Annotated in this window: 28 protein-coding genes and 1 pseudogene; 19 read left to right on the top strand and 10 right to left on the bottom strand. The window is 74.1% G+C overall.

Features of this window, described 5'->3' with window-relative positions:
* Positions 1-35: 35 nt before the first annotated feature.
* Both ACWIYF_RS12130 and ACWIYF_RS12125 read right to left on the bottom strand, forming a co-directional pair.
* The gene (locus ACWIYF_RS12130) at positions 36-260 is read right to left on the bottom strand and encodes a hypothetical protein (RefSeq protein WP_448628386.1); all 225 of its coding nucleotides are present in this window, start codon (positions 258-260) and stop codon (positions 36-38) included.
* An 81-nt stretch (positions 261-341) separates the two neighbouring features.
* Entirely contained in the window at positions 342-1,523 is a 1,182-nt protein-coding gene (locus ACWIYF_RS12125) for a cysteine--tRNA ligase (RefSeq protein ID WP_448628385.1), read from the bottom strand.
* A gap of 107 nt (positions 1,524-1,630) precedes the next feature.
* Here ACWIYF_RS12125 and ACWIYF_RS12120 point away from each other — a divergent pair, with 107 nt between their 5' ends.
* The gene (locus tag ACWIYF_RS12120) at positions 1,631-2,389 is read left to right on the top strand and encodes a hypothetical protein (protein WP_448628384.1); all 759 of its coding nucleotides are present in this window, start codon (positions 1,631-1,633) and stop codon (positions 2,387-2,389) included.
* Between the two features lie 91 nt (positions 2,390-2,480).
* Positions 2,481-3,092 carry a hypothetical protein gene (locus ACWIYF_RS12115; RefSeq protein ID WP_448628383.1) on the top strand — a complete coding sequence of 204 codons (612 nt, stop codon included), beginning with the start codon at positions 2,481-2,483 and terminating at the stop codon, positions 3,090-3,092.
* Here the strand turns inward: ACWIYF_RS12115 and ACWIYF_RS12110 are convergent.
* Positions 3,089-3,439 (bottom strand): hypothetical protein, encoded by a 351-nt coding sequence (locus ACWIYF_RS12110; RefSeq protein WP_448628382.1) that lies wholly within the window; start codon positions 3,437-3,439, stop codon positions 3,089-3,091. The genes ACWIYF_RS12115 and ACWIYF_RS12110 overlap by 4 nt on opposite strands.
* Before the next feature lie 10 nt (positions 3,440-3,449).
* Positions 3,450-5,126 carry a CocE/NonD family hydrolase gene (locus tag ACWIYF_RS12105; protein WP_448628381.1) on the bottom strand — a complete coding sequence of 559 codons (1,677 nt, stop codon included), beginning with the start codon at positions 5,124-5,126 and terminating at the stop codon, positions 3,450-3,452.
* Between the two features lie 160 nt (positions 5,127-5,286).
* Here ACWIYF_RS12105 and ACWIYF_RS12100 point away from each other — a divergent pair, with 160 nt between their 5' ends.
* The 5 genes from ACWIYF_RS12100 to ACWIYF_RS12080 are packed head-to-tail and all read left to right on the top strand — an operon-like array spanning position 5,287 to position 8,328.
* Positions 5,287-6,894 carry an acyl-CoA synthetase gene (locus tag ACWIYF_RS12100; protein ID WP_448628380.1) on the top strand — a complete coding sequence of 536 codons (1,608 nt, stop codon included), beginning with the start codon at positions 5,287-5,289 and terminating at the stop codon, positions 6,892-6,894.
* Positions 6,891-7,172 carry a hypothetical protein gene (locus tag ACWIYF_RS12095; protein WP_448628379.1) on the top strand — a complete coding sequence of 94 codons (282 nt, stop codon included), beginning with the start codon at positions 6,891-6,893 and terminating at the stop codon, positions 7,170-7,172. Before ACWIYF_RS12100 ends, ACWIYF_RS12095 begins: the two co-directional genes overlap by 4 nt.
* Positions 7,169-7,462, top strand: coding sequence for an SH3-like domain-containing protein (locus tag ACWIYF_RS12090; protein WP_448628378.1), 294 nt, complete (start codon positions 7,169-7,171; stop codon positions 7,460-7,462). The genes ACWIYF_RS12095 and ACWIYF_RS12090 overlap by 4 nt, the downstream gene beginning before the upstream one ends.
* Positions 7,459-8,049, top strand: coding sequence for a nitrile hydratase subunit alpha (locus ACWIYF_RS12085; RefSeq protein ID WP_448628377.1), 591 nt, complete (start codon positions 7,459-7,461; stop codon positions 8,047-8,049). The genes ACWIYF_RS12090 and ACWIYF_RS12085 overlap by 4 nt, the downstream gene beginning before the upstream one ends.
* A gap of 9 nt (positions 8,050-8,058) precedes the next feature.
* A complete protein-coding gene (locus ACWIYF_RS12080; protein ID WP_448628376.1) occupies positions 8,059-8,328 on the top strand; it encodes a YciI-like protein in 270 nt (89 codons plus the stop codon).
* Between the two features lie 20 nt (positions 8,329-8,348).
* Here ACWIYF_RS12080 and ACWIYF_RS12075 read toward each other — a convergent pair whose 3' ends face one another.
* Positions 8,349-9,278, bottom strand: a complete 930-nt coding sequence (locus ACWIYF_RS12075; protein ID WP_448628375.1) for a LysR family transcriptional regulator — start codon at positions 9,276-9,278, stop codon at positions 8,349-8,351.
* A 106-nt stretch (positions 9,279-9,384) separates the two neighbouring features.
* Here ACWIYF_RS12075 and ACWIYF_RS12070 point away from each other — a divergent pair, with 106 nt between their 5' ends.
* The 7 genes and pseudogenes from ACWIYF_RS12070 (at position 9,385) to ACWIYF_RS12040 (ending at position 15,878) form a co-directional block, all read left to right on the top strand.
* A complete protein-coding gene (locus tag ACWIYF_RS12070; RefSeq protein ID WP_448628374.1) occupies positions 9,385-10,389 on the top strand; it encodes a cyclase family protein in 1,005 nt (334 codons plus the stop codon).
* A gap of 8 nt (positions 10,390-10,397) precedes the next feature.
* Positions 10,398-11,528 (top strand): FAD-dependent oxidoreductase, encoded by a 1,131-nt coding sequence (locus ACWIYF_RS12065; RefSeq protein ID WP_448628373.1) that lies wholly within the window; start codon positions 10,398-10,400, stop codon positions 11,526-11,528.
* Positions 11,529-11,539: 11 nt separating this feature from the next.
* Positions 11,540-12,478, top strand: coding sequence for a VOC family protein (locus ACWIYF_RS12060; protein ID WP_448628372.1), 939 nt, complete (start codon positions 11,540-11,542; stop codon positions 12,476-12,478).
* Positions 12,479-12,482: 4 nt separating this feature from the next.
* Entirely contained in the window at positions 12,483-13,451 is a 969-nt protein-coding gene (locus ACWIYF_RS12055; protein ID WP_448628371.1) for a fumarylacetoacetate hydrolase family protein, read from the top strand.
* Positions 13,448-14,083 (top strand): annotated as a pseudogene (locus ACWIYF_RS12050) (SDR family NAD(P)-dependent oxidoreductase); the annotation flags it as partial. The gene ACWIYF_RS12055 and the pseudogene ACWIYF_RS12050, both read left to right, overlap by 4 nt.
* Positions 14,084-14,222: 139 nt before the next feature.
* Positions 14,223-15,401, top strand: a complete 1,179-nt coding sequence (locus ACWIYF_RS12045; protein WP_448628370.1) for an alpha/beta hydrolase family protein — start codon at positions 14,223-14,225, stop codon at positions 15,399-15,401.
* 84 nt (positions 15,402-15,485) lie between these two features.
* Positions 15,486-15,878 carry a VOC family protein gene (locus ACWIYF_RS12040; RefSeq protein ID WP_448628745.1) on the top strand — a complete coding sequence of 131 codons (393 nt, stop codon included), beginning with the start codon at positions 15,486-15,488 and terminating at the stop codon, positions 15,876-15,878.
* A 10-nt stretch (positions 15,879-15,888) separates the two neighbouring features.
* Here ACWIYF_RS12040 and ACWIYF_RS12035 read toward each other — a convergent pair whose 3' ends face one another.
* Both ACWIYF_RS12035 and ACWIYF_RS12030 read right to left on the bottom strand, forming a co-directional pair.
* Positions 15,889-16,335, bottom strand: coding sequence for an ester cyclase (locus ACWIYF_RS12035; RefSeq protein WP_448628369.1), 447 nt, complete (start codon positions 16,333-16,335; stop codon positions 15,889-15,891).
* A gap of 53 nt (positions 16,336-16,388) precedes the next feature.
* Positions 16,389-16,577, bottom strand: a complete 189-nt coding sequence (locus tag ACWIYF_RS12030) for a hypothetical protein (protein ID WP_448628368.1) — start codon at positions 16,575-16,577, stop codon at positions 16,389-16,391.
* 387 nt (positions 16,578-16,964) lie between these two features.
* On the opposite strand from ACWIYF_RS12030, the gene ACWIYF_RS12025 reads away from it, so the two are divergent.
* The 4 genes from ACWIYF_RS12025 (at position 16,965) to ACWIYF_RS12010 (ending at position 20,585) form a co-directional block, all read left to right on the top strand.
* Complete coding sequence (locus tag ACWIYF_RS12025) at positions 16,965-17,234, top strand: hypothetical protein (RefSeq protein ID WP_448628367.1); 270 nt, start codon at positions 16,965-16,967, stop codon at positions 17,232-17,234.
* Between the two features lie 4 nt (positions 17,235-17,238).
* Positions 17,239-17,730 (top strand): nuclear transport factor 2 family protein, encoded by a 492-nt coding sequence (locus ACWIYF_RS12020; RefSeq protein WP_448628366.1) that lies wholly within the window; start codon positions 17,239-17,241, stop codon positions 17,728-17,730.
* A gap of 68 nt (positions 17,731-17,798) precedes the next feature.
* A complete protein-coding gene (locus ACWIYF_RS12015; protein WP_448628365.1) occupies positions 17,799-18,392 on the top strand; it encodes a TetR family transcriptional regulator in 594 nt (197 codons plus the stop codon).
* A 6-nt stretch (positions 18,393-18,398) separates the two neighbouring features.
* Positions 18,399-20,585, top strand: coding sequence for an MMPL family transporter (locus ACWIYF_RS12010; protein ID WP_448628364.1), 2,187 nt, complete (start codon positions 18,399-18,401; stop codon positions 20,583-20,585).
* Between the two features lie 58 nt (positions 20,586-20,643).
* On the opposite strand, the gene ACWIYF_RS12005 is transcribed toward ACWIYF_RS12010, so the two are convergent.
* Together ACWIYF_RS12005 and xylB are read right to left on the bottom strand one after the other, a co-directional pair.
* Positions 20,644-20,862: a hypothetical protein gene (locus tag ACWIYF_RS12005; RefSeq protein WP_448628363.1), complete on the bottom strand. Its 219-nt coding sequence runs from the start codon at positions 20,860-20,862 to the stop codon at positions 20,644-20,646.
* A 328-nt stretch (positions 20,863-21,190) separates the two neighbouring features.
* On the bottom strand, positions 21,191-22,603 hold the full coding sequence (xylB, locus tag ACWIYF_RS12000) for a xylulokinase (protein ID WP_448628362.1): 1,413 nt from the start codon (positions 22,601-22,603) through the stop codon (positions 21,191-21,193).
* Between the two features lie 137 nt (positions 22,604-22,740).
* Here xylB and ACWIYF_RS11995 point away from each other — a divergent pair, with 137 nt between their 5' ends.
* Positions 22,741-23,985, top strand: a complete 1,245-nt coding sequence (locus ACWIYF_RS11995; protein WP_448628361.1) for a polyhydroxyalkanoate depolymerase — start codon at positions 22,741-22,743, stop codon at positions 23,983-23,985.
* Between the two features lie 44 nt (positions 23,986-24,029).
* Here ACWIYF_RS11995 and xylA read toward each other — a convergent pair whose 3' ends face one another.
* Positions 24,030-25,220, bottom strand: coding sequence for a xylose isomerase (gene xylA, locus ACWIYF_RS11990; protein ID WP_448628360.1), 1,191 nt, complete (start codon positions 25,218-25,220; stop codon positions 24,030-24,032).
* Positions 25,221-25,274 lie beyond the last annotated feature (54 nt).

Below are 25,274 nucleotides of genomic sequence, written 5' to 3'. Positions count from 1 at the left end.
ACCGATGGCGCAGGGACGCTCACCCCACGTCGCGGTCAGGAGGTGCCGGCCGCCAGGAAGTCGTCGAGCCAGGCCCGGACGGCGTCCACCACGGCGTCGGGCGCCGAGGCGACGGCCACGGTCACCTCGGCCGCTGCGCCGTCCGAGGTGTCGCTGGTGGTCAGGCGGGCCCGGAACGCGTCGGGCCCGTCCTCGAGCCACACGCGCACGAGCAGCGCGGCGCTGCGAGTCGCGGCTGGGCGCTGCGCGTCCACGATCACCGTCCATCCCCGTCGGCAGTGCGTCCGCTCATCGTCCGTGCTCACCGTGCGTGAGCGCGTCGCCCGGACGGATGAACTCGCTCAGCCGAGCGCGAGGACCCGGATCAGCCACCGGGCGGCCGCGCCGCCCTCCTCCTCGGCGAGGTCCAGGGCCCGGGGGACGTCGAGGTCGTCGAGCAGCGCGCCGAGGACGGCCTCCTGGCCCGCGGCCTCGCCGCCGCTGCGCGCCGCGGCGCCGTAGAGCCGCTCCAGCCGGCCGGCCGCCTCGGTGAGCAGCCGCGGCTCGAAGTCCCACCCGGCGTCCCAGCGCCGGTCGAGCAGCAGCAGCCGGACGGCGGCCGGCGCGTGCTCGCGCAGCAGGTCCGCGACCAGGGTGAGGTTCCCGGTCGACTTGGCCATCGGGGCGCCGTCCTTGCGCACCGTGCCGACGTGCAGGGTGCGGCGCGCGAACGGGTCCACCGCGACCGCGGCCTCCACCATCGCGGCCTGGTAGGCGTGGTGCGGGAAGGCGAGGTCGGCACCGCCGACGAGGACGTCGACGGACAGGCCCAGGGTGGCGGCCGCCATCGCCGCGCACTCGGCGTGCCAGCCCGGGCGCCCCCACCCCCAGGGGCTCGGCCAGGCCGGGTCGGTCTCGCCGGACGGGCGCCACACCGGCACGTCGAGCGGGTCCTCCTTGCGCGGGTCGGCCGGGTCCTCGCCGAACGCCGCGGCCAGCTCCAGCGCCCGGTCGCGGTCCAGGCCGGCGCGCTCGGCGACCCCGGCGCCGCGGAACCACACCGCGCCGTCCCGCTCGTAGGCCGCGCCGCCGGCCAGCAGGGCCGCGGCCAGCTGCTGCACGTGCCCCACGTGGTGCCGGGCCCGCGGGGCGACCGTCGGCCGGTGCACCCGCAGCGCGGCCATGTCCTGCTCGAAGAGGTACTCGTTGTTGAGCGCGAACTCGTCGTAGTGCCGGCCGCGCGCGCCGGCGGCCCGGGTCAGCACGTCGTCGACGTCGGTGACGTTGCGGGCGCTCACGACCTCGGCGCCGACCGCCTGCAGGACGGCGGCGAGGGCGTCGGCCCACACGAAGGTCGACGCGTGTCCGAGGTGGGTGACGTCGTAGGGCGTGATGCCGCAGGTGTAGATGCGCGCCGTCCCCACCACCGGCAGGGGCGCGCCGGCCAGCCGGAGACCGTCGCTGCGCACCACCGCGTCGCCGGGCGCGCTCACCCGGCCCGCGGAGCCGAGGACGCCGGAGGAGGGCAGGGGTCGCGCAGCCATGGTCCGCATCCTGCCCGCTGCGGGCACGGCGCCGGCAACGGACCGGACCGTCCGGAAAGGGACATCCGGCCCTGGCCGGTGCCGCCCGGCGGGGTGGAGAATGGTCCATGACCCCCGCGGCCGAGCCCCTGTCGCTGTTGCTGCACACCGTCGAGAACCTCGCGGAGTTCCACCGCGAGCACGAGAAGTTCTACGCCGCCGCCCCGCGCGAGCAGGCCATCGAGCTGCAGCGGCACGCGCGCACGCTGCACGCGCTGGCCGACCGCTGGTCGCGGCCGATGCCGACGCACTCGCCGTCCCGCAATCCGTACGAGGGGGCCGAGGACCTCAACGACCGCACCGCCGTCGAGCTCGACGGCGTGCTGTTCCTCGAGGGGCAGGGGGTGCCGCCGGAGCTCGAGCACATCCAGCGGGAGCTGCGGATCCGGGGCGAGGAGACGCTGGCCACCGGCGACTGGATGGCCGCGGCGATGCAGACGTCCTGGGACGCCGCCCTGGCGCTGCTCGACATCGCGCCGCTGGCCGACCTGATCGGCGAGCGGCACCGGATCATCGCCAACGACTGGCAGGCCGCGGGGCTCAACACCGTCGTCGGGCGGCTGCTGCAGCGGGCGGCGGACATCCTCGACCGGATGGACCTCACCCCCGCGTCGGTGCGCGCGGACCTCGCCGGGGAGGCGCGGTTCCCGCACCTGCTGCACTGCACGGCCGAGCTGATCGACCGGGCGGCGGACCTGCTCAGCGAGTCCGCCGGCCTGGTGCACGAGAACGAGCGGCCGTGGCGGATCTTCCACAACCGGGTCGCCGAGCTGCTGGCCGACATGCCGCCGATCGCCGACGCGTCGACGGAGGCCGACGCCTCGTAGCCGGCGTCCGCCTGACGGAAGGCGCGCTCGCGCCGGCCGGCGACCCGTGCTGGGCTGGCCGGGACAGCGCCGTCCCCCCGGGAGGTCCGTCGTGAACCGTTTCGAGAAGGCCGTGTCCGAGTGCATGCGGCCCACCGCCGAGCTGCTGGACCGCACCACCGATCCGCTGCACCGCGCGATCCTGCTCAACTGGTGGCGGCACGTGCACCTGGAGGGCGCCGGCGAGTTCGACAAGATCGTCGCGTCGGACATGATGGTCGACCACCCCGTCTACCGGGTCACCTGGGGCGCCAACCCGGCGGTGATCGAGGGCAAGGAGGGCGTGCTCGCCTTCTACAACTCGGTCGGCGAGGCCGTCCTCTGGCACTCCGACGACCGGCTGGCCGTCGGTGACTGGGGCGTGGCCGACGAGATCACCTTCCACCAGCTCGCCCGCGGCGCGGACCTGCAGGCCATCGGCTACGACGTCGGGACGCCGGAGGGCCTCTTCCACGTGTCGAGCCGGCAGGCCTTCATCTGGCCCTACGACGAGCGCGCTCGGCTGGCCGGCGAGCACCTCTACGAGGACAAGACCAGCCTGCAGATCGAGGAGGTCGACCCCTCCGAGGCCATCACCCCCGCCCGCGTGCGGGAGATCCACCGCGAGCAGCTGGCCGCGCTGGAGGCCGAGCGGGGTCCGGACTTCTGGGTCCTGGCCGGCTAGCCGCGCTTCGCGTCGAGCCGGTCGAGCAGCTCGCCGGCCGCCTTCTCGATCGCGGCGTGGTCGTTCTGGCTGGCCCGCTGCTTGGCGTGGATGAGCGCCGCCCGGTTCACCTTCCGGAAGTCGCCGTAGGGAAAGGCGTAGCGGCCCTTGGTCTCCTCGCCGGCGTCCGGGTCGACGGCCAGGTGCCAGCGGGCGAACTCGTCCCAGCCCTTCTTCTCCAGCACCTCGTTGGCCTGCTCGGTGGACGGCGCGGCCTCCGACCACTCGGTGGTGTCGTCGTACGTCCCGGCGTCGATGAGCTTCCGCGCCTGGGTGACGGCGTCCTTGTTGACGTCGTAGATGGGCATGGCCGGTCCCCTATCCGCTCGTCACCGGCAGCAGCAGCCGCGAGACGCCTCCGGTGCCGTGTGCGATCGTGCGGTGCGACGGCTTCATCGCGCTCCCGGTGGCCGGGTGCTCCCCGGTGCCGAGGTTGCGCGCCCAGTGCGGGTGGGAGCCGCCGGCCACCTGCAGCCGCAGGCGGGTGCCGGGGGCGAAGCGGTGCGCGCACGCGTCGAGCTCGAGCCGGACGACGCCGCTCGCCGCCTGCGGGTCGAGCCGGCGGAAGGCCTCGCTGACGTTGCGGGACCGTCCCTTCGCGTCGACCTCGCACAGCCGCACGAACAGGTCGGCGTGCGGGTTGTCGGTCGTGTGCACCAGTTCGACGACCGGGGCGCCGACCACCTCCAGCGGCTGGAGCAGCACCGGGCCGGTGAAGGTGAGGACGTCGGCCCGCGCCTCGAGCTCCTTCTGGTCGCGGTAGCCGCCGCGCTCCAGCAGCCGCCCGCCGACGGTCGGCGTGGGATCGGCGGGGTCGTAGGTGAACGTCGACGGCGGCGCGTCCACAGGCGGCTCGTCGTCGCCCAGGCCGCCGCCCGGCTGCAGGTGCAGCACCCGCTCGGTCGTGGGCGGCGGCCACGACGGCAGGTACCGCCACTCGCCCACCCCGGTGACGTGCAGGTGCACCGGGGCGGGCCGCTGCCGGGTGCCCGTGCCGGCCAGGTGCTCGGCCAGCCAGTCGAGGGTCTCCCGCGTGGTCAGCGCCGCCCCCTTGGTCAGCAGCTCGTTGTGCGTCCAGGGCCCGACCGTGAGCGCCACGTCGACCCCGCGCTCGTGCAGGCGCTGGTACTGGGCGAGGGTCTGCTCGAGGAACAGGTCCTGCCAGCCGCCGAAGAGCAGCACCGGCACCTGCACCCGTTCCAGGGCGGCGTCGAGCCGCATCGGCGCCCAGAACGGGTCGGCGCCGTCGGAGATCGAGACCCAGTGGCGGTACCAGGGCGCGCCCCCGGCGAGCAGCCGCTCGCCGGCCTCGACCAGCGGGACGCCGGCCAGCGCCGGCCGCAGCCGCCGGGGGGCCAGTGCCTGGCGCGCCAGGATCCGGACGGCGCCGCCCTCCTCCTGGTGGGCCACCGCGTGGCTCCAGCCGAGGAAGTCGTTGAGCTTGAACGAGCCGTCGCCGTGCACGTTCTCGTGGAAGTCGTGCGGGCCCACCATGACCAGCGCGGCGGCCAGCTCGGGCGGCGGGTCCGTCATCAGCGCCCACTGGGTGAAGCCGAGGTAGGACAGCCCGACCGTGGCGAACCGGCCGCCGAACCACGGCTGCTCGCGCAGCCACGCGACGGTGTCGGCGCCGTCGTCCACCTCGTGCCGCATCGGCTCGAAGGCGTCGCCGGAGCCGAACGTCCCGCGCACGCTCTGCAGGACGACGTGGTAGCCGCGCTCGGCGTAGATGCGGGCGAACAGCAGCGGGAACGGCCCGCCGCGGCCGTAGGGGCCGCGCACCAGCAGCGTGCCCAGCGCCGGGCCGGTGGGCGCGTAGTGGTCGGCGAGCAGCTCGACGCCGTCGCGCATCGGCACCCGCAGCGCGCGCCGCACGGTGTAGTCCCCGGTCGCCTCCGGCAGCTTCAGCAGGCGGCCGAGCCCGCGGTCGATCGTGCGGCCGGGGCGGGTGCGCGGGCGGGCTTCGGTCGGGGCGGGCTGCTGGGTCACGCTCACGGACGACGTCCTCCTCGGGTGCGGCACTGCACTGACCCGCATCCTGCGGGCTGCGGCCGCCGCCGTCGAGATCCCGCCCTGTCGGTCCGGCGTCCGGTCCGTGAAGATGGCGGACGGAGCAGATCCGATGCGATCCGGAGGCGACGCCGCCATGGAACCGATGTTCAGCACCGCCACGACGGCCGCGATCGAGCGCGCCCGGCAGCACGCGCTCGGCGACCTGCTGCACCGCACCGCGCGGCGCTACCCGGACAAGCTCGCCGTCGTCGCCGGGGACCTGCGGGTGAGCTACGCAGAGTTCGACGCCGCCGTGAACCGGGCGGCGCACGCCCTCGCCGACCACGGCTTCGCCAAGGGCGACCGCCTGGCCCTGCTGTCGCACAACTGCTGGCAGTTCGCGGTGCTGGCGTTCGCCACCGCCAAGCTCGGCGTCGTCCTCGTCCCGGTCAACTTCATGCTCGGCCCGGAGGAGATCGCCTTCATCCTCCAGCACTCGGGCGCGCGCGGGATCGTGGCCGAGGACGCCCTCGCGCCGACGGCGGAGAAGGCGCTGGCCACCGCGCCGGCCGCCGGCGGCCTGCGCGGCTGGATCGCGCTGGCCGGCGAGGCGCCGTCCGCCGGCTGGGAGGACGTCGACCCGTGGTGGCGCGAGGGCGATGCCAGCACCCCGGACGTCGACGTCGCCGACGACGACCCGCTGCGGCTGATGTACACCTCGGGCACCGAGTCCCGGCCCAAGGGCGTGATGCTCTCCAGCCGCTCGCTGGTCAGCCAGTACGTCAGCTGCATCGTCGACGGCGGGATGAGCGTCGACGACGTCGAGGTGCACGCGCTGCCGATGTACCACTGCGCGCAGCTGGACTGCTTCTTCTCCGTCGACGTCTACCTCGGCGCGACCAGCATCATCCTGCCCGCGCCGGACCCCGCGGCGCTGCTCGCGACGATCGCGCGGGAGAAGGTCACCAAGCTGTTCTGCCCGCCGACGGTGTGGATCTCGCTGCTGCGCCACCCCGACTTCGACGCCACCGACCTCTCCAGCCTGCGCAAGGGCTACTACGGCGCCTCCCCCATGCCGGTGGAGGTGCTGCGCGAGCTGCAGCGCCGGCTGCCCGACGTGCAGCTGTGGAACTTCTACGGCCAGACGGAGATGTCGCCGCTGGCCACGATCCTGCGGCCGCACGAGCAGCTGGAGCGGGCCGGCTCGGCGGGGCGGGCCGCGCTCAACGTGGAGACCCGGCTGGTCGACGACGACGGCCACCCGGTGCCGCCCGGGGAGATCGGCGAGATCGTGCACCGCAGCCCGCACGCGGCGCTGGGCTACTACGCGAACGAGGAGAAGACCGCGGAGGCCTTCCGCGACGGCTGGTTCCACTCCGGCGACCTCGGGGTCATGACCGAGGACGGCTACCTCTCGGTGGTCGACCGCAAGAAGGACATGATCAAGACCGGCGGCGAGAACGTGGCCAGCCGGGAGGTCGAGGAGGCGATCTACGAGCTCGACGGCGTCGCGGAGGTCGCCGTCTTCGGGATCAGCCACCCGTACTGGGTCGAGGCCGTGACCGCGGTCGTCGTCCCCAAGGCGGGGGCGACGATCAGCGTCGAGGACGTGCACGCGCACGCCAAGGCCCGGCTGGCCGGGTACAAGCGGCCGAAGTACGTCGTCCTCGCCGACGGGCTGCCCAAGAACCCGAGCGGCAAGATCCTCAAGCGCGAGCTGCGCGACGTGCACGCCGGCCTGGCCGCCGACGAGGCCGAAGCGCAGCCGTGAGCCGGATCAACGACGTCGGCGGTCTGCAGGGGTTCCCCGCCGTCGTCGAGGAGCCCGACGAGCCGCCCTTCCACGCCGACTGGGAGGCGCACGTCTTCGCGCTCAACGGCGCGCTGCTGCGGCGCGGCGTCTACAACCTCGACGAGTTCCGCGACGCGATCGAGCGGATGCCGCCGCAGGCCTATCTCGCCGCCTCCTACTACGAGCGCTGGCTGCACGCGATCACCACGCTGCTGGCCGAGAAGGGTGTCGCGACAGCGGAGGAGCTGGCCGGATGAGCGACCGCTTCTGCCCCGGCGACCTGGTGCGCACGTCCAGCCGCGACCCGGCCGGGCACACCCGGCTGCCGCGCTACGCCCGCGGCGCCGTGGGCGAGGTCGTGCAGGTGGCCGGCCACCACCCGCTCGCCGACGAGCGCGCCCGCGGCCGCGGCGGTCCGCCGCAGGCGGTCTACCACGTGCGCTTCCCCGCGGCGGAGCTGTTCGGGGAGGGCGACCACGCCGTCACGGTGGAGCTGTGGGAGAGCTACCTGGAACCGGTCGAACGGCACGGGAGGGGACGGCCATGAGCGGGGACCACGGCAGCGCGCCGGTCGCGGCGCGGGTCCGGCACGTCGAGGCGCTGCTCGAGGAGCGCGGGCTGCTCGACGCCGGCGAGATCGACTCGCGCATCGAGGCCTTCCTGGCGGGCGGGTCGCCGCTGAACGGGGCCCGGATCGTGGCCCGCGCGTGGACCGACGCGGGCTTCCGGGAGCGGCTGCTCGCCGACGCCAACACCGCGATCGGCGAACTGGGGCTCTCGATGGGCGGGGGTCTGCAGGAGCAGCGGCTCAAGGCGGTCGCCAACTCCGCCGACGAGCACAACGTCGTCGTCTGCACGCTGTGCTCCTGCTACCCGATCGCCCTGCTCGGGCCCTCGCCGAGCTGGTACAAGAGCGAGGCCTACCGCTCGCGCGTGGTCCGCGACCCACGCGGCGTGCTGCGCGAGTTCGGCCTGGAGCTGCCGGCGGCCACGCGGATCACGGTGTGGGACGCCAGCGCGGAGTCGCGGTACCTCGTGGTCCCGCGCCGTCCGGAGGGCACCGACGGGATGGCCGAGGACCGGCTGGCCGGGCTGGTCAGCCGCAACGGCCTCATCGGCACGGCCGCGGTCTAGAGGAGCGACATGCACCTGGTCCTGGAGTACGCCCTCGTCGACGACTACCTGGAGCGCCGGGCGGCTCTCCGCGAGGAGCACCTCCGCCTCGCCAAGGACGCCCACGAGCGCGGCGAGCTGCTGCTCGCCGGCGCCCTGCCCGACCCGTACGACCGGGCCCTGCTGATCTGGACGGCGCCGCGCGAGGTCGTCGAGCGCTTCGTCGAGCAGGACCCCTACGTGCAGCACGGGCTGGTGAAGGACTGGACGATCCGCGACTGGAACGTGGTCATCGGCTGAGCCAGGGGCATCAGCCGGGCCTATAGCTGCGCGGTCGCGGGCCCCAGAACCTGCTCCGCCGCCCGGCTCACGAGGTCCCGCAGGTAGGCGTGCTCCGGGTCGTCGTCGAACACCGGATGCCACCACATCGCCTCGACGAGCTGGCCGACCTCGACCGGCGGCGGCAGCGCCCGGATGCCCAGGTTCAGCGGGAGCACGTCGAACAACCGGCGCTGCAGCAGCGCGATCCGGTCGGTGCCGGCGATCAGCCCGGGCACGGTCAGGAACTGCTCGGTGACCACCTGCACCCGGGGCTCGATGCCGCGCATGCGCATCTGCCGCTCGGCCGGTGTCGCCGCCGTCGGCCCGTGGAAGGTGATCACCCACGGCAGCGTCTCCAGGTGCTCGACGGTGAGCCCCTCCTCGACGGCGGGGTTGTCGGCGGCCACCACGCAGACCCACTCGTCGCGGTACAGGTCGCGGTGCGACAGGCCCGTGACGAAGCCGTGGGGCAGCACGAGCAGGTCGGTGGTGAGCATGATCTGGTCGGCCCGGTCCACCGCGGACGGCGTGTTGGCCGTGTACCGGAGGCGGGCGTGCGGCGCCTCCTCGGCGAGCAGCTCGGCCACGGTGTCGCCGAGGACGGCGACCCAGTAGTCGCTGACCAGGAAGGTGAACTCCCGCCGCGACGACGTCGGGTCGAACTCCGGCTGCGCGGTGAACACCCGCTCGACCCCGGACAGCGCGATCCGGGTCAGCTCCTTCAGCTGCACCGCCAGGGGGGTCAGCCGGTACTCGTTGCCGACCCGGGTGAGCAGCTCGTCGCCGAAGTGACGGCGCAGCCGGGCCAGGGACGCCGACAGCGCCGGCTGGGAGAGCCCCATCTGCGCCGCCGCACGCGTCACGCCTCGCTGCTGGAGCAGGGCGTCGAGCGAGACGAGCAGGTTGAGATCCAGGCTCGCCAGGTTCACGACGTCACCGTATCGACGGCGCTGATGCCCGTCATCACACATCTCGTCTTCCCAACCCTTTCGGGCTGACCGACTGTGGTGTGCGTCGCTTCAGAGAGGACCCGACGTGCCCGACCGCATCTCCCCCGCTGATCTCGACCGCACCGATCCGGCGGGCGCGATCGCGGCGGCCGCCAAGCGCTGCTCCAACTGGGGCCGCTGGGGCGAGGACGACGTGCTCGGCACGCTGAACTTCCTCGACGAGGCCAAGCGGCTCGAGGGCGCCCGGCTGGTGCGGCGGGGCGCGAGCTTCTCGCTGTCGCTGCGCTTCGACATGGACGGCCCCCAGAAGGGCTGGCGCCGCCGCACCAACCCGGTGCACACCATGCTCGACACCGGCACCGACGCCGAGCGTGGCGTCCAGGGCTTCCCGCACGGCCTCGGCGGCGCGGACGACGTGATCGCCATGCCGCTGCAGGCCTCCACCCAGTGGGACGGCCTCGGCCACATCTTCGACCACGGCATGGCCTGGAACGGCCGCCGCGCGGGCGACGTCGTCACCAGCGACGGCGACAAGGTCACCGGCATCGAGACCACCGCGGCGCTCTTCGCCGGCCGCGGCGTCCTGCTCGACGTCGGCCGGGCGATCGGCGACGACGGCGAGCTGCCCGACGGCTTCGCGATCACCGCCGAGCACCTCGAGGCCACCATCGAGGCCCAGGGCGCGTCGGCCCGCGTCGGCCGCGGCGACCTCCTGCTGGTGCGCACCGGCAGGCTCGCCCGCGCCCGCCGGGACATCGCCGAGGGCCGCGGCTGGGGCGACTACGCCGGCGGCGCCGCCCCCGGCCTGTCGTTCACCACCGCCGACTGGCTGCACGGCACCGAGATCGCCGGCATCGCCACCGACACGTGGGGCTTCGAGGTGCGGCCCAACGAGTTCGACGTCGCCTTCCAGCCGCTGCACCAGGTCGCCATCCCGAACATCGGCCTGTTCATCGGCGAGATGTGGGACCTCGACGCCCTCGCCGCCGACTGTGCGGCCGACGGCGTGTGGGAGTTCTTCCTGACCGCCGCCCCCCTGCCCGTGACCGGCGCCGTCGGCGCCCCGGTCAACCCGATCGCCGTCAAGTAGGAGCTCGCGTGCCCGCCGTCAACAACGTGCTCGTCGTCGGTGCCGGCCTGGCCGGCGCCGGCACCGCCATCCACCTGGCGAAGGCCGGTGTGGCCGTCGACCTGGTCGAGATCAAGCCCGAGGTCGCCGCCCTCGGCTCCGGCATCACGCTGCAGGGGAACGCCCTGCGCGAGCTGCGCTCCCTCGGCGTGTGGGAGCAGGTGCAGGCGGCCGGCTACGCCTTCGACGTCACCGGCATCCGCGCCCCGGACCCGGCCGGCTCGGTCGTCGCCGAGATCCCGGACGCGAAGACCGGCGGCCCCGACCTGCCCGCCGTCATGGGCATGCCGCGCCCCGAGCTGGCGAGGATCCTGACCGACCGGGCCGCCGAGGTCGGCGTGAAGTTGCGCTTCGGCACCACCTTCACCAAGCTGACCCAGGACGACGAGGGCGTCGACGTCACCTTCTCCGACGGCTCCACCGGCCGCTACGACCTCGTCATCGGCGCCGACGGCGTCCGCTCCTGGACCCGGCGCGCGCTCGGCATCAACCTGCAGACCAGGTCGGTCGGCATGGGCATCTGGCGGGCCTTCGGCCCCCGCCCGGCGAGCGTCACCCGCACCGACCTGTACTACGGCGGACCGTCCTACATCGCCGGCTACTGCCCGACCGGCGAGGACAGCCTCTACGCCTACATCGTCGAGGACGCCCAGGACCGCAGCGGCCTCTCCCCCGAGGAGCAGCTCGCGACGATGAAGCAGCTCTCGCAGGCCTACCACGGCCCGTGGGACGAGATCCGCGAGACGCTCACCGACCCGTCCCGCGTCAACTACACCTGGTTCGAGACCCACGTCCTCGACGTGCCGTGGAACCGCGGCCGTGTCGTCCTGATCGGGGACGCCGCCCACACCTGCCCGCCCACCATCGCGCAGGGCGGGGCCATGGCCCTGGAGGACGCCGTCGTCCTCGCCGAGCTGCTGACCGAGCGGGACGCGCTCGACCAGGACCTGTGGGACGCCTTCCACGCCCGCCGCTTCGAGCGCGCCACGACCGTCGTCGAGGCATCGAACCAGCTCGCGCAGTGGCAGCTCGACCACGTCCAGGGCGACATCCCGGGCCTCATCCGCTCGATCGCCGTCCTCACCAGCCAGCCCGCGTAAAGGACCTCGTCATGACCCAGCGCCTGATCACCCATCTGCGGCACGTCGACCTGGCGGTGCCGGACTACCAGGCCCAGCTCGACTTCTACACCAACGCCTGGGGCCTCAACGCCGAGCACACCGACTCCGGCCTGACCTTCCTGGCCGCGGAGGGCTCGCCCGAGCAGTACGTCGTCCGGCTGCGCAAGGACGCCGACAAGCGGATCGACCTGATCTCCTTCGGCGCCGCGAACGCGGCCGACGTCGACACCCTCGCCGGGCAGCTGGCCGCCGACGGCGTGCAGCTCATCGCCGAGCCGGGCGACCTGCAGACGCCGGGCGGCGGCTACGGCTTCCGGTTCTTCGACAACGAGGGCCGCACCGTCGAGATCAGCTCCGACGTCGCCGTGCGCCGGCACCGCGCGATCGAGGAGGGCGAGTCGATCCCGGTCCGCCTCTCGCACGTGGTCATCAACTCCGCCGACCCCGAGGGCACGAAGGCGTTCTACGAGAAGCACCTGGCCTTCGCCCTGTCGGACACGCTGATGCACCCGCGCATGGGCAACATGATGTGGTTCATGCGGATCAACTCCTGGCACCACAGCATGGCCATCGCCCGGGGCCCGCACCCGTCGCTGCACCACGCCTCGTTCGAGATGCGCGGCATCGACGAGTACATGCGCGGCACCGGCCGGCTGCTGCGCGCCGGCGTGGAGAAGATCTGGGGCCCGGGGCGCCACCTGGCCGGCAACAACACCTTCAGCTACTTCCTCGACCCGTCGGGCAACACGATGGAGTACACGACGGAGCTGGAGCAGATCGACGAGGACACCTGGCACCCGCACCTCTACGACTTCACCCAGCCCGAGGTCTCCGACCAGTGGGGCACGGCGAACGCGATGAACGAGTTCGTCGCGCAGAAGTCGTTCAACGACCCGGACAAGGGTCTGTTCGTCGCTCCCCCGGTCTGAGCCGATGCGCTTCGCCACCTGGGAGGACGGCGGGATCGTCACCGCCGGGGTCGTCGGCGAGCACGGGCTGCACGCGCTGCCCGCCGACGTCACGGTGCTCGACCTCGTTCGCGCCGGGCTGCCCGCCGCGCTCGACGCGGGGACGGCGGCGTTCTCGGCGCCGCCGGTCCCGCTCGACGCCGTACGGCTGCTGCCGCCGCTGCAGGCGCCGACCGTCCGTGACTTCGTGGCCTTCGAGGAGCACGTCGAGGGCGTGGTGAAGAGCGTCTCCGGCGGTGCCGGCGTCGTGCCGGAGTGGTACGAGGCGCCGACCTTCTACTTCACCAACCCGTACGCGCTCGTGGGCGCGCACGACGACGTCGCCGTCCCGCCGGGGTCGCAGCGGTTCGACTTCGAGCTCGAGGTCGCCGTCGTCGTCGGGCAGGACGGCGCGTCGCTGTCGCCCGAGCAGGCCCGCGACGCGATCTTCGGCTACACGGTCCTCAACGACTGGTCGGCCCGCGACCTGCAGGCGCGCGAGATGAAGGTGCAGCTGGGACCGGCCAAGGGCAAGGACTCGGCGACGACGCTCGGCCCGTGGCTGGTCACCGCCGACGAGCTGGAGCCCTACCGGGACGCCGACGGCTTCCTGGCCCTCGACATGCGGGTGTCGGTGAACGACGTCGAGGTCGGCCAGGACCTGCTCTCGAACATGGGCTGGCCGTTCGAGGAGCTGATCTCCTACGCCTCCCGCGGCACGTGGGTGCGCGCCGGTGACGTGCTCGGCTCGGGCACCTGCGGCAACGGCGGTTGCCTGGGCGAGCTGTGGGGCCGCCGTGGGGAGCTGTCCCCTCCCCCGCTGCGGCCCGGCGACGTCGTGGAGATGACCGTCGAGGGCATCGGCACGATCCGCAACCGCGTCGTCGAGGGCATCGACCTCCCGCCGGTGCGGGCCGCTCGGCCCCGACCGCGGGCGCGCAAGCGGCTGTCGTGAGCCGGGTCGGGAGCAAGGTCGTCGTCGTCACCGGCGCCGGCCAGGGGCAGGGCGCGGCCGAGGCGCGGCTGCTCGCGGCCGAGGGCGCGACGGTGGTCGCCGTCGACCTGAAGGCGGAGCCGGCCGAGGAGCTGCCGGGGATCGACTACCGGCAGCTCGACGTCACCGACACCGCCGGCTGGACGGCGCTATGGCCCTCCTGCAGGGGCCCGGCGCGAGCTTGCGAGTGCTGGGGGGCAGGAGGGTCCTTCCACTGGCGGGCGCGGCTGGCCGAGCTGCAGCCCGACGACCTGTCCCGGGTGCAGCAGGTCAACGTCACCGGGACGCTGCTGGGCATCCAGGCGCTCAGCCCCCTGATGACCGACGGCGGCTCGATCGTCGTCGTCGGCTCGGTCGCCGGGCTGACCGGGCACTTCCCGGCCGCCTGCACCGCGTCGAAGTGGGCGCTGCGCGGGCTGGCCAAGGTGGCGTGCCTGGAGCTCGGCTCGCGCGGCATCCGGGTCAACACCGTGCACCCCGGCTACATCGAGACGCCGATGACCGCCTCGGCGGCGCCGGCGTTCCGCGACGCCAACGTCGCCGAGACCCCGCTGGGCCGCACCGGCAGCGTCGACGAGGTGGCGCCGCTGGTGCTCTTCCTGATCAGCGACGAGGCCTCGTTCATCACCGGCGCCGAGATCCCGGTCGACGCGGCCTCACCGCGCACGGCGGCGTCAAGTCGATCAGCGACGCCGTCCGCACCGCGTCCTGAACCACCCGAGAGGAACCGCAGTGTTCGAGTACTTCCCGACCGGCCCGTACACGTACAACCTGTCCGTCGTCGCCACGCTGAACTCCGGCGGGCTCATCGACGAGGTCGACCGGGCCTGCCGGCCGATCAAGGAGGCGGCCGCGGGCGGCGAGGACGCCGGCACCCCCGCCTTCCTGGCGGCGTGGACGAAGCTGACCGACCAGCTCGTCGGCCAGGCGGAGGAGGCGGAGAAGGCCGGCCACACCCGCACCGCCGGGCAGCTGTACTTCCGCGCCAGCAACTACCTGGCCCAGGCCGAGCGGATGCTGGCCCACTCCGACCCCCACCGGGTGCCCACCTACAAACGGCTGCTGGAGCTGGCGCAGAAGGCGTTCGACACCCACAGCCCGTCGGTCTCCCGGGTCGCGATCCCCTACGAGGGCACCACGCTGCCGGCCTACTTCAGCGCGGCGCCGGCCACCGCCGACGGCCCGACCCCGGTGATCGTCCTGGTCAACGGGCTGGACTCGACCAAGGAGCACATGTACTCCTCCAACCACTGGGAGGAGCTGGCCGCCCGGGGCATCTCGTGCCTGATGCTCGACCAGCCCGGCACCGGCGAGGCGCTGCGGCTGCAGCGGCTGCCCGCGCGCATCGACACCGAGGCCTGGGCCGGCGCGGCCGTCGATCACCTCGAGACCCGCGACGACGTCGACGCCACCCGGATCGGCATCGTCGGCTGGTCGCTGGGCGGCTACTACGCCCCGCGCGCCGCCGCGTTCGAGAAGCGGCTCGCCCTGTGCGTGGCCTGGGGCGCCAACCACAACTGGGGCGCGGTGCAGCGCCGCCGCAAGGAGCGCGAGGGGGAGCGCCCGGTGCCCCACTACTGGGAGCACGTGCTCTGGGTGTGGGGCAAGGAGGGCGACGAGCACCACCTCGACGCGTTCCTCGACTTCGCCGACGACGTCCACCTCGACGGCGTCGTGGAGAAGATCACCGTGCCGTTCCTCGTCGCGCACGGCGCGAACGACCGGCAGATCCCGCTGGAGTACGCGCACCGCTCCTACGAGCAGGCGGTCAACTCCCCCAAGCGCGAGCTGCGCGTGTTCACGCCGGAGGAGGGCGCGACCGAGCACATCGGCCTGGATCACCTGCCCTACGTGAGCACGTTCATCGCCGACTGGGTGGCCGACACCTTCGCCGAGCTGAAGCGCTCCTGAGACGGACGCCGCGCCCGGACGAGCCGGGGCCCCGGGCGCGGCGTCGTCGTCCCTTCCCCGGCGCAGAGGAGCACCACCGTGCGGATGATCTTCGTCAACCTGCCCGTCGAGGACCTCGCCGCGGCGCGGGCCTTCTACACCGCGCTCGGCTTCGGCATCCACGAGCACTTCTCCGACGAGGGCAGCGCCGCGGTCACCGTCGACGAGAACGTCGTCCTGATGCTGCACACCCGCGACCGGTTCGCGGAGCTCGTGCCGGGCGAGGTCGGCGACCCGGCGCGGGCGACCACGGTGGTCCACCGGCTGACGGCCGGCACCCGCGACGAGGTCGACGAGCTGGTCACGAAGGCGCTGGCCGCCGGCGGGCGTTCGTGGCTCCCGGCCCGGGACGGCGACGCCTCCTACACCGGCAGCTTCGCCGACCCCGACGGCAACGCCTGGGAGATCAGCTGGCTCGACCAGCTGCACACCATCTGAGCCCCGCCGGTCAGCCGGCGGGGCCGGCCCCGGGCATGAGGCCCACCTGGGTGAGGAACGCGGCCAGGTTCCAGTAGTCGCGGTTCTCGGCGATCTTCCCGTCCCGCAGCCGGCCGATGGGGACTCCGGGCTGGGCGAACCGCTGACCGGTGGCCGGCAGGCCGTTGCCCGGGTCGTCGCGGTCGTTCGTGCCCTCCATGACCCATTCGACGGCGTACCCGTCGGCGGTCACCACGACCTGCCCGGCCGTGATCCGGTAGTCGGTGGAGAGGACCTCCGCCACCGAGCGCAGCATCGCGCCCACGCCCTCGTGCCCCTGCCTGCGCACACCGAGCGTGGTGTCCTCGTAGACGACGTCCTCGGTCATGAGGCGCAGGATCGCCGGGACGTCGTGCGCGTCCTGCGCGGCGATGAGCGCCCGGACGACGCCGTCCGCTCCAGTCGCCTCGCCCGCCATCGCTCTCCTCCCCCGCCGCGCCGCCGAGGCCGCGGACGGTACGCGCGCAGAGGTCAGTAGGGCGCGGCGAGCGCCCCCAACGCCCGGCCGGTGAGCTGCCCCGGGCGGGCGGTCCGCGGGCGGGAGCTCCTCCCGCTCCCCCGCTGCACCGAGGCGTCGACGCCGTAGGCGACGTGCGCAGTGGTGGGGTGGCCGACGTCGAACAGCACCTCGGCGAGGTGCGTGCGGGAGATCGCCACCATGGCCGGCTTGCCCTCGACCGGCGACGGTGGCGCGACGACGTGCCGACGGGGCCCTGGGCGTCGCAGACGTCGATCTCACGGTGCACGTAGCCGCGCTCGAGGCACGCCTCGACCAGCACCGCGTGTCCAGCGCCTCCACGCCGCGCCGGACCAGCGCCACCCCGGCGGTGCGCCCGGCCGGGCCGCCCGCTCACGAGCGCGACTCCTCCGCGGGAGCGTGGCGGGAGCCCCTGGTCCGCACCAGACCGGCCGTCGTACCCTGCCTGGCGTGGCGATCCGGCTGATTACCCGCGGGCCCGTCGGCTCCTGACTCTCGGTCGACGGGTCCGAGGCGCTGCCCTCGAGAGCATCCCGCCCGACCGGAGCCGCTCGGCTCGGAGGAACCCGATGTCCCTCGCCACCTCGTACACCGCCAAGCTGCACGTCACCGTCACCGATCTGGCCTGCGTCCAGCGCGTGCTGACCCTGCTGACCGGCCGCGCCTACGTCCTCACCCGCTTCGAGGCCGAGGAGGCCGGCGCCGGCCGCTGGCGGGTCGGCGTCGACACCGTCCTGGACGGCGACGGCGCCGAGCTCCTCGAGGCCCGCCTGCTGCGCCTACCCAGCGTGCTGGCCGTGGACGTCCGCCGGAGCGCCCCGCTCGCCGCCGTGAGCTGACGGCATGGCCGACCTCGCCGATCCGCGGACGGCGGAGGACCCCACCGCCGCCTGGCTCGCGCTGATCCGCCGCTACTACGACGGCTGCAGCGCCGGTGACGTCGACCTGATGCTGACGACGCTGCACCCCGACGTCGTCCACTGGTTCCTCGCCCCGAACCCCGGGTCGACGGCCGTGGACGGCGCCGGGCACCTGGCCCGCTACTGGCGCAAGGTGGCCGCCCTCCGGCAGGCGCGCTGGGTGGTCGACAGCATCTGCGCCACCCCGGAGCAGGCGGTCATCGAGTGGACCATGTGGTGGCTGCCGGACGGCGCGACCGAGCGCGTGGCCACCCGCGGCTCGGAGTGGTTCACCTGCGCGGACGGGCTGATCCACGAGATCCGCTCCTACCACCAGCTGCGCCCGGAGACGACCGAGCTCGACGGCTTCCCGTACGCCGAGCGCGGCTACTCGATGCCGGGCGCCGAGCACAGCACGATCCATCCGCTGCTGTGATCGAGATGACCGACCGTTTCGGTCGGTAGGCCAACCGATCCAGTCGGCAGGCCCGTAGCCTGGGCGCCGTGGCTCGACCGTTCCGGCAGCAGATCGACGAGGGCATCGTCGACCGCGCCGCGGCCCTGTTCGCCCGGCGCGGCTTCGCCAAGACCTCGGTGCAGGACGTCGCGGACGCCGTCGGCCTGTCCAAGGCGGGCCTGCTGCACCACTTCCCGAGCAAGGACGCGCTGCACGAGGCGGTGCTCGCCCAGGCCGGCGCGCTGGGGCAGCGGGTGCTCGATCCCGTGCGGGACCTGCCACTGGGCGCCACCCGCGACCGGCGCGCGCTGGAGCTCATGGTCGACGTCGCGCTGGCCCACCCAGGGCTGGTCGCGCTGCTGCTGGCGCCGGTCCTGCAGGGCGGCTCGACGGCACCGGAGCCGGACCCGGCCTCCGCCGCGGCGCTGCGGGCGTTCGGCGTCGACCCCGAGGCGGCCCCGTCGGAGCGCAGCGTCCGCGTCGTCGGCGCCCTCGGCGCACTCGCCGTCCTCACCCTCGCGGCCAACTCCCAGAACCGGACCACCGAGTGGCGGACGTCGATCGTCGCCACCTGCTTCGACGCACTCGGCCACCGCCGTCCTGTCGCCGCTCTTCCCGACCCCGACCAGGTGGAGGCCTGAACCCCCATGGCTGTGCTGTTGTCCCGACTCGGCGCCTTCGCCTACCGGCGCCGGGTCCCCGTGGTGCTCGTGTGGCTGGTGGTCCTCCTCGGGGGTGGGGTCGGCGCGGTCACCCTGGCCGGGGAGACGTCGAACGCCTTCTCGATCCCCGGGCAGGAGTCCACGACCGCTCTCGAGCGGATCGAGCAGGAGTTCGGTGCCGGCGGCGGGGCCAGTGCCCGGGTCGTCGTGCAGGCCCCGGACGGCGCCACGCTGACCGCGCCGGACAACGCCGCGACCGTGCAGGGGCTGGTCGCCACGCTGGGCGGCCTCCCCGGCGTCGTGTCGGCCACCAACCCGCTGGACCCGGCCGCACCGACCGTCAACGCCGACCAGACCACCGGCTACAGCACGGTGACCTACGGCGTCGGGCCGGGTGAGGTGACCCCGGAGGAACAGGACGCGCTGCTGGCCGCCGTCGACGACGCCCGCGACAGCGGGCTCACCGTCGAGGTCGGCGGTGAGGCGGTGCAGGCGCCGCCGCACGTCGGCGGGATCACCGAGGCGCTCGGCGTCGTGGTCGCCCTCGTCGTCCTCGCCCTGACCTACGGCTCCCTCGCCGTCGCCGGCATGAACCTGCTCACCGCCGTCGTCGGCGTGGGCATCGGCGTCCTCGGCGTCACCCTCGCCACCGGGTTCATCGACCTGTCGTCGACCACCCCGACGCTGGCGGCGATGCTCGGCCTGGCGGTCGGCATCGACTACGCGCTGTTCATCGTCACCCGCCACCGGCAGGAGCTGCGGCACGGCGCCGACGTCCCCACCGCGATCGCCACCGCCGTGGGCACGGCCGGCTCGGCGGTGGTCACGGCGGGCCTGACCGTGGTCATCGCGCTGGCCGGCCTGTTCGTCGTCGGCATCCCGTTCCTCACCCAGATGGGCATCGCCGCGGCGGCGACCATCGTCGTCGCCGTCCTCGTCGCCCTCACCCTGGTCCCGGCCGCGCTGGGCTTCCTCGGGCTGCGCGCGCTGCCGAAGAGGTACCGCGCAGCCCCGGCCCACGCGCCCGGCCGCCACGCGCGCGCCGCCGAGGGACGCGGCTTCCTCGCCGGCTGGGTCGCCACCGTCACCCGGCGCCGCGTCGTGTCGCTGCTGCTGGCCGTGGTGGCCCTCGGCGCGATCTCGATCCCGTTCTTCTCGATGCAGACGACGCTCGTGCAGAGCGCGCCCGAGGGGTCCACCCAGGAGCGTGCGCAGGAGCTGCTCAGCAGCGGCTTCGGCGAGGGGTTCAACGGCCCGATCACCGTCCTGTTCGAGGGCGAGGGCGCCGCCGAGGCCGCCGCGGGGCTGTCCGGGACGATCGGCGGCCTGGACGACGTCGCGCTGGTCATCCCGCCGATCCCGAACGCCGACGCCACCGCCGCCCTGCTCACCGTCATCCCGGAGTCCGGTCCGACCGACCCGGCGACCGAGCAGCTGGTGGCCGACCTCCGGGCCGAGCTCGCGGGGCTCGACGGGCTCGAGGCCGCGGTCACCGGCCAGACCGCGGTCAGCGTCGACGTCGCGCAGGCCCTCGACGAGGCGCTGCCGGTCTACCTGGCCCTGGTCGTGGGCCTGGCGCTCGTGCTGCTGGTGCTGGTCTTCCGGTCGCTGCTCGTCCCGCTCGTCGGCGTCCTGGGCTTCCTGCTCACCGTCGGCGCCTCGCTCGGCGCCACCGTCGCGGTGTTCCAGTGGGGCTGGCTGGCCGACGTGGTCAACCTCGAGGGGGCCGGCCCGCTGATCAGCCTCACACCGATCCTGGTCATCGGGATCCTGTTCGGGCTCGCGATGGACTACCAGATCTTCCTGGTCTCCCGGATGCACGAGGCGCACAGCCACGGCGCCGCGCCGCGCGAGGCGATCCGCACCGGCTTCCGCCAGGCCGCCCCGGTCGTGGTCGCGGCCGCGCTGATCATGTTCTCGGTGTTCGCGGGCTTCGTGCCGGCCGGCGAGGCCACGGTCAAGTCGATCGCCTTCGCGCTGGCCATGGGCATCCTGTTCGACGCCTTCGTCGTCCGCATGGTGATCGTGCCGGCCGCGCTGGCCCTGCTCGGCGGGGCCGCCTGGTGGCTGCCCCGCGGACTGCGCTGGCTGCCCACGCTCGACGTCGAGGGCGCCGGGCTGGAGAAGGCGTCCCACGCCGCCCCGGAGAAGGAGCCGGTCGGCGTCCGCTGACCCGTCCGACCGCGCGGCCCGCCTCCCCGGAGGCGGGCCGCGTCGTCGTCAGCGGCGGTCAGTCGTCGTCCTCCCCGCCCTCGTCCTCGCCGGACCCACCGCCGCCCCTCCCGGGCCCACCGCCGTCGTCGCCGGACTCGTCCTCCTGCTCCACCTGCTCCCGGCCTCCGCCGCCGTCGTCGTCGGAGGCCTCGCCGCACGCCGCGACGGTGAAGGCGGACGCGGCGACCGCGATCCCCGCCGCGGCGGTGCGCCACCGGGCACGACGGTGCGTCATGGGCTCTCCCCCGGGTCGGGCGGGACGATGCGAGAAGGCGATCCATGCATGCTCCCGCGGCGCGTCGCCGCGTGTCACGTGCACGGATCGCCTTCTCGGCGGGCGCCAGCTGCACACGACCGGCCGTGGACACGCCACGGCCCCGGCGCGGGGATTTCACGGCCACGCCGGGGCCGGTCGGGCACCGGAAGTGCCCGACACGCGGGCCGGCAAAACGTCCCCGGGACCAAGGTCCCGCGAAGTCTGGCGGGCGGGGCGCACCCGAGGTGCGCCCCGGGGTCCCGCCCGCCGACAGCATGCGGCGTGCGGATCTGTTCCGCAACAGATGCTAGGACGTCTGCCGCGCCGCCGTGAGCTCCCGGACCTCCGCGTAGCGCTCGCGCACGAACGGCACCGGATCCGCCTCGTGCACCGCCGTCCCGGGCGCCGGCCAGGCCGGTGGGGCGGCACCCCCCGCCAGCACCCAGGCGGCCTGCCGCGCGGCGCCGTCGGCGACGTACTCGGACGGCGGCGGCACCAGGACCGGCACCCCCAGGACGGCGGGCGCGATCCGGCGCACCGCCTCCGACTGCGCCCCGCCGCCGATCAGGAACACCCGGCGGACCGGCGTCCCCCCGGCGGCGACCGCGTCCAGCCCGTCGGCCAGGCCGCACAGCAGGCCCTCCACCGCGGCCCGGGCCAGGTGCGCGCGGTCGGCGGTCGCCTGGGTGAGCCCGTGCAGGGCCCCGGTGGCGTCCGGCCGGTTCGGCGTCCGCTCCCCCTCCAGGTACGGCACCAGCACGAGCCCGCCCGCGCCGGCCGGGGCGGACAGCGCCAGCCCGGAGAGCTCCGCGTGGTCGACGCCGAGCAGCCGGGCGGTCGCGTCCAGCACCTGGGCGGCGTTGAGGGTGGCGATCAGCGGCAGGTAGTGGCCGGTCGCGTCGGCGAACCCGGCCACCGTGCCGGTCGGGTCGGCGACCGGCGCCGAGGTCACCATGTCGACCACGCCGGAGGTGCCGATCGAGCAGACGACGTCGCCGGGCTCGGCGGCCAGCCCGAGCGCGGCCGCGGCGTTGTCGCCGGAGCCCGGGCCGAGGACGACGTCCCCCGCCCGGCCGGCCGCCTCCGCCGGGCCGAGCACCCGCGGGACGACGGCCCGGTGCCCCAGCCCGCGCTCCAGCAGGTCGAGCCGGTATTCCCCGGTCGCCGCCGACCAGTAGCCGGTGCCGCTGGCGTCGCCGCGGTCGGTGACCAGCGCGTCCAGCGCGGGCGAGCCGGCCAGCCGCCAGGTCAGCCAGTCGTGCGGCAGGCACACGGCGGCGGTGCGGGCGGCGTTCGCCGGCTCGTGCTCGGCGAGCCAGCGCACCTTGGTCACCGTGAACGAGGCGACCGGCACCAGCCCGACCGCCTCGGCCCAGGCGGTGCGGCCGGCCGCTCCCCCGCCGAGCTCCTCGATCAGGTCCGCGGCGGCGCCGGCCGAGCGGGTGTCGTTCCACAGCAGCGCCGGGCGCACCACGGCGCCGTCGTCGTCCAGGCAGACCATGCCGTGCTGCTGACCGGCGACGGCCAGCGCCGCGACGTCGTCCAGGCCGCCGGCCTCGGCCAGCGCGGTGGTCAGCGCGGCCTCCCACGCCGCCGGGTCGACCTCCGTCCCCGGGGGGTGCGGCGCGCGGCCGGACCGGACCAGCGTCCCGGTCCCGGCGTCCCGGACGACGACCTTGCACGCCTGCGTCGACGAGTCGACCCCCGCCACCAACGTCATCGATCGTCCTCCCTGGAAAGGCTCCGGCGGGCGTGTCGCACGCCTTCGCCGCGCGAACTCCGCACATTCGTGGTTACCGTCCCGCTCTGTGGCCCCGGCCACATCTCCATCCACCGCGACGTACGACGGGCAGGACTGTGCTCTACACCGCCTACGAGTGGCAGCGCCGGCTGAGCGCGCCGACCAGGATCACCTCCGAGCTGACCGCGCGGGCCCTGCAGGGCCTGCCCGTTCCGCTCGCCGGACTGCCCAGCGCGCGCCGGCTGCGCGCGGCGTGCGACATCGTGGCGCGCTCCCGCCCGACCCACGAACGCCCGCACTGGGACATCGAGTCGGTCGTCGTCGATGGGCGGGACGCCGACGTGTTCCCCCAGGCGGAGACGTCCACGCCGTTCGCCACCCTGGTGCACTTCGCCAAGCCGGCGGTCACCGGCCAGCCGCGCGTGCTCGTCGTCGGGCCGATGTCGGGGCACTTCGCGACGCTGCTGCGGCCGACCATCCGCACGCTGCTCGCCGACCACGACGTGTTCGTCCTGGACTGGCACAACGCCCGCGACATCCCCCTGGAGCACGGCCGGTTCGGCCTGGACGAGTACATCGACCACGTGCTGCAGGCGCTGCGGCACCTCGGCCCCGACACCCACGTCCTGGCCGTGTGCCAGCCGGCCCCGCTGGTCCTGGCGGCGGTCGCCCTGCTCGCCGAGGACGACGACCCGGCGCAGCCGAGCAGCCTCACGCTCATGGCCGGCCCGGTGGACACCCGGATCAACCCCAACCGGGTCAACGCGATGGCCGACCGGACGCCGCTGTCCTTCTACCGGAACGTGCTCACCACGACCGTGCCCGCCCGCTACCCCGGCAAGGGACGGCGAGTGTACCCGGGGGTCGCGCAGCTGTCGGCGTTCATGTCGATGAACCCGCGCCGCCACCTCGGCGCCCACCTCGCGCTCTACCGGGCGCTGATCGCGGGGGACGACGCCAAGGCGGCGCACACCCGCGGCTTCTACGACGAGTACGGCGCGGTCATGGACGTGCCCGCGGACTTCTACCTCGAGACCCTGCAGCGCGTCTTCATGGAGCACCACCTGCCCACCGGCCGGTTCACCTGGCGCGGGAAGGCCGTCGACCCGGCCGCCATCCGGCGCACCGCGCTGCTCACCGTCGAGGGGGCGGACGACGACATGTGCTCCCCCGGCCAGACCGCCGCGGCGCACGACCTGTGCACGGGCATCCCGGCCGACCGGCACCGCTCCCACCTGCAGCCGGGCGTCGGCCACTACGGCGTCTTCGCGGGATCGCGCTGGGAGGGCGAGATCTACCCCGTCGTCCGCGAGTTCATCGCGGCGAGCCGGAACGCGGTGACCGAGGCCGCGACCCGCTGAGGCCGACGCGGCCGGGCCCCGGGGCCCGGCCGCGTCCGCCGGCGTCATCGGGCGCCGAGCAGGTGCTCCACCGCCAGCTGCGAGAGACGGACGGCGCCGGCGCCGCGCGCGGCCGCCGCGTCGACGTCGAAGTCCTCGAACGCCGAGCGGTCGGCGAGCAGCTCCTCGTAGGTCTCGCCCTCGGCCAGCGTCGGCCGCGCCAGCTCCGCCACGCGGGCGGCGGCCAGGGCCTCCTGCACCTCGGGGTCGGCGCGGAACGCGGCGGCCCGCTCCTTGAGCAGCAGGTAGGTGCGCATGTTGGCGGCGGCGGAGGTCCAGACGCCGTCGACGTCCTCGGTGCGCAGCGGCTTGTAGTCGAAGTGCCGCGGGCCCTCGTAGCGCGGGCCGCCGGACGGGAAGCCGTTCTCCAGCAGGTCGACGGTGGCGAACGCGGAGAGCAGGTCGCCGTGGCCGAAGACGAAGTCCTGGTCGTACCGCGGCCCCTTCTGGCCGTTGAGGTCGATGTGGAACAGCTTGCCCTGCCACAGCGCCTGGGCGATGCCGTGCGTGTAGTTCAGCCCGGCCATCTGCTCGTGGCCGACCTCCGGGTTGAGCCCCACCAGGTCGGCGTGCTCCAGGGTGGAGATGAAGCCCAGCGCGTGGCCGATCGTCGGCAGGAAGATGTCGCCACGCGGCTCGTTGGGCTTGGGCTCCAGCGCGAGGCGCAGGCCGTACCCGCGGTCGATCGAGTACTGGGCGAGGGTGTCGATGCCCTCGCGGTAGCGGTCGAGCGCGGCGCGCAGGTCCTTGGCGGTGTCGACCTCGGCGCCCTCGCGACCGCCCCACAGCACGTAGACCTGGGCGCCCAGCTCGGCGGCGAGGTCCATGTTGCGCATGACCTTGCGCATCGCGAACCGCCGGATGTCGCGGTCGTTTGCGGTGAGGCCGCCCTCCTTGAACACCGGGTGGGTGAACAGGTTGGTGGTCGCCATGGGGACGACGAGGCCGGTCTCCTCCAGCGCGGCGCGGAAGCGCTTGATGTGCTGCTCGCGGGCGCCCTCGTCGCTGCCGAACGGGATCAGGTCGTCGTCGTGGAAGGTCACGCCGTAGGCGCCGAGCTCGGCGAGCCGGTGCACGCTCTCCACCGGGTCCAGGGCGGGGCGGGTGGCGTCGCCGAACGGGTCGCGCGCCGGCCAGCCGACGGTCCAGAGACCGAAGGAGAACTTGTCGTCGCGGGTGGGCTGCGGGGTGCTCAAGACGGCTCCTCCGAGGTGGTGAATCGATTTGTTCTGTGCTGGAACATAATCCAT

This window comes from Geodermatophilus sp. URMC 64, assembly GCF_053502555.1.
Note: the sequence above shows the minus strand (reverse complement) of the source record. Positions and strands in the feature narration are given on the sequence as shown.

Excerpts from the sequence above, each read along its gene's own strand:
- ACWIYF_RS12030 (WP_448628368.1), bottom strand. The coding sequence starts at position 16,577 with ATGGTGGCGATCTCCCGCACGCACCTCGCCGAGGTGCTGTTCGACGTC.
- ACWIYF_RS12040 (WP_448628745.1), top strand. The coding sequence starts at position 15,486 with ATGATCTTCGTCAACCTGCCCGTCGAGGACCTCGCCGCGGCGCGGGCC.
- ACWIYF_RS12055 (WP_448628371.1), top strand. The coding sequence starts at position 12,483 with ATGCGCTTCGCCACCTGGGAGGACGGCGGGATCGTCACCGCCGGGGTC.
- ACWIYF_RS12010 (WP_448628364.1), top strand. The coding sequence starts at position 18,399 with ATGGCTGTGCTGTTGTCCCGACTCGGCGCCTTCGCCTACCGGCGCCGG.
- ACWIYF_RS12125 (WP_448628385.1), bottom strand. The coding sequence starts at position 1,523 with ATGGCTGCGCGACCCCTGCCCTCCTCCGGCGTCCTCGGCTCCGCGGGC.
- ACWIYF_RS12025 (WP_448628367.1), top strand. The coding sequence starts at position 16,965 with ATGTCCCTCGCCACCTCGTACACCGCCAAGCTGCACGTCACCGTCACC.
- ACWIYF_RS12080 (WP_448628376.1), top strand. The coding sequence starts at position 8,059 with ATGCACCTGGTCCTGGAGTACGCCCTCGTCGACGACTACCTGGAGCGC.
- ACWIYF_RS12020 (WP_448628366.1), top strand. The coding sequence starts at position 17,239 with ATGGCCGACCTCGCCGATCCGCGGACGGCGGAGGACCCCACCGCCGCC.
- ACWIYF_RS12085 (WP_448628377.1), top strand. The coding sequence starts at position 7,459 with ATGAGCGGGGACCACGGCAGCGCGCCGGTCGCGGCGCGGGTCCGGCAC.
- ACWIYF_RS12110 (WP_448628382.1), bottom strand. The coding sequence starts at position 3,439 with ATGCCCATCTACGACGTCAACAAGGACGCCGTCACCCAGGCGCGGAAG.
- ACWIYF_RS12100 (WP_448628380.1), top strand. The coding sequence starts at position 5,287 with ATGTTCAGCACCGCCACGACGGCCGCGATCGAGCGCGCCCGGCAGCAC.
- ACWIYF_RS12060 (WP_448628372.1), top strand. The coding sequence starts at position 11,540 with ATGACCCAGCGCCTGATCACCCATCTGCGGCACGTCGACCTGGCGGTG.
- ACWIYF_RS12035 (WP_448628369.1), bottom strand. The coding sequence starts at position 16,335 with ATGGCGGGCGAGGCGACTGGAGCGGACGGCGTCGTCCGGGCGCTCATC.
- xylB (WP_448628362.1), bottom strand. The coding sequence starts at position 22,603 with ATGACGTTGGTGGCGGGGGTCGACTCGTCGACGCAGGCGTGCAAGGTC.
- ACWIYF_RS12005 (WP_448628363.1), bottom strand. The coding sequence starts at position 20,862 with ATGACGCACCGTCGTGCCCGGTGGCGCACCGCCGCGGCGGGGATCGCG.
- ACWIYF_RS12090 (WP_448628378.1), top strand. The coding sequence starts at position 7,169 with ATGAGCGACCGCTTCTGCCCCGGCGACCTGGTGCGCACGTCCAGCCGC.
- ACWIYF_RS12120 (WP_448628384.1), top strand. The coding sequence starts at position 1,631 with ATGACCCCCGCGGCCGAGCCCCTGTCGCTGTTGCTGCACACCGTCGAG.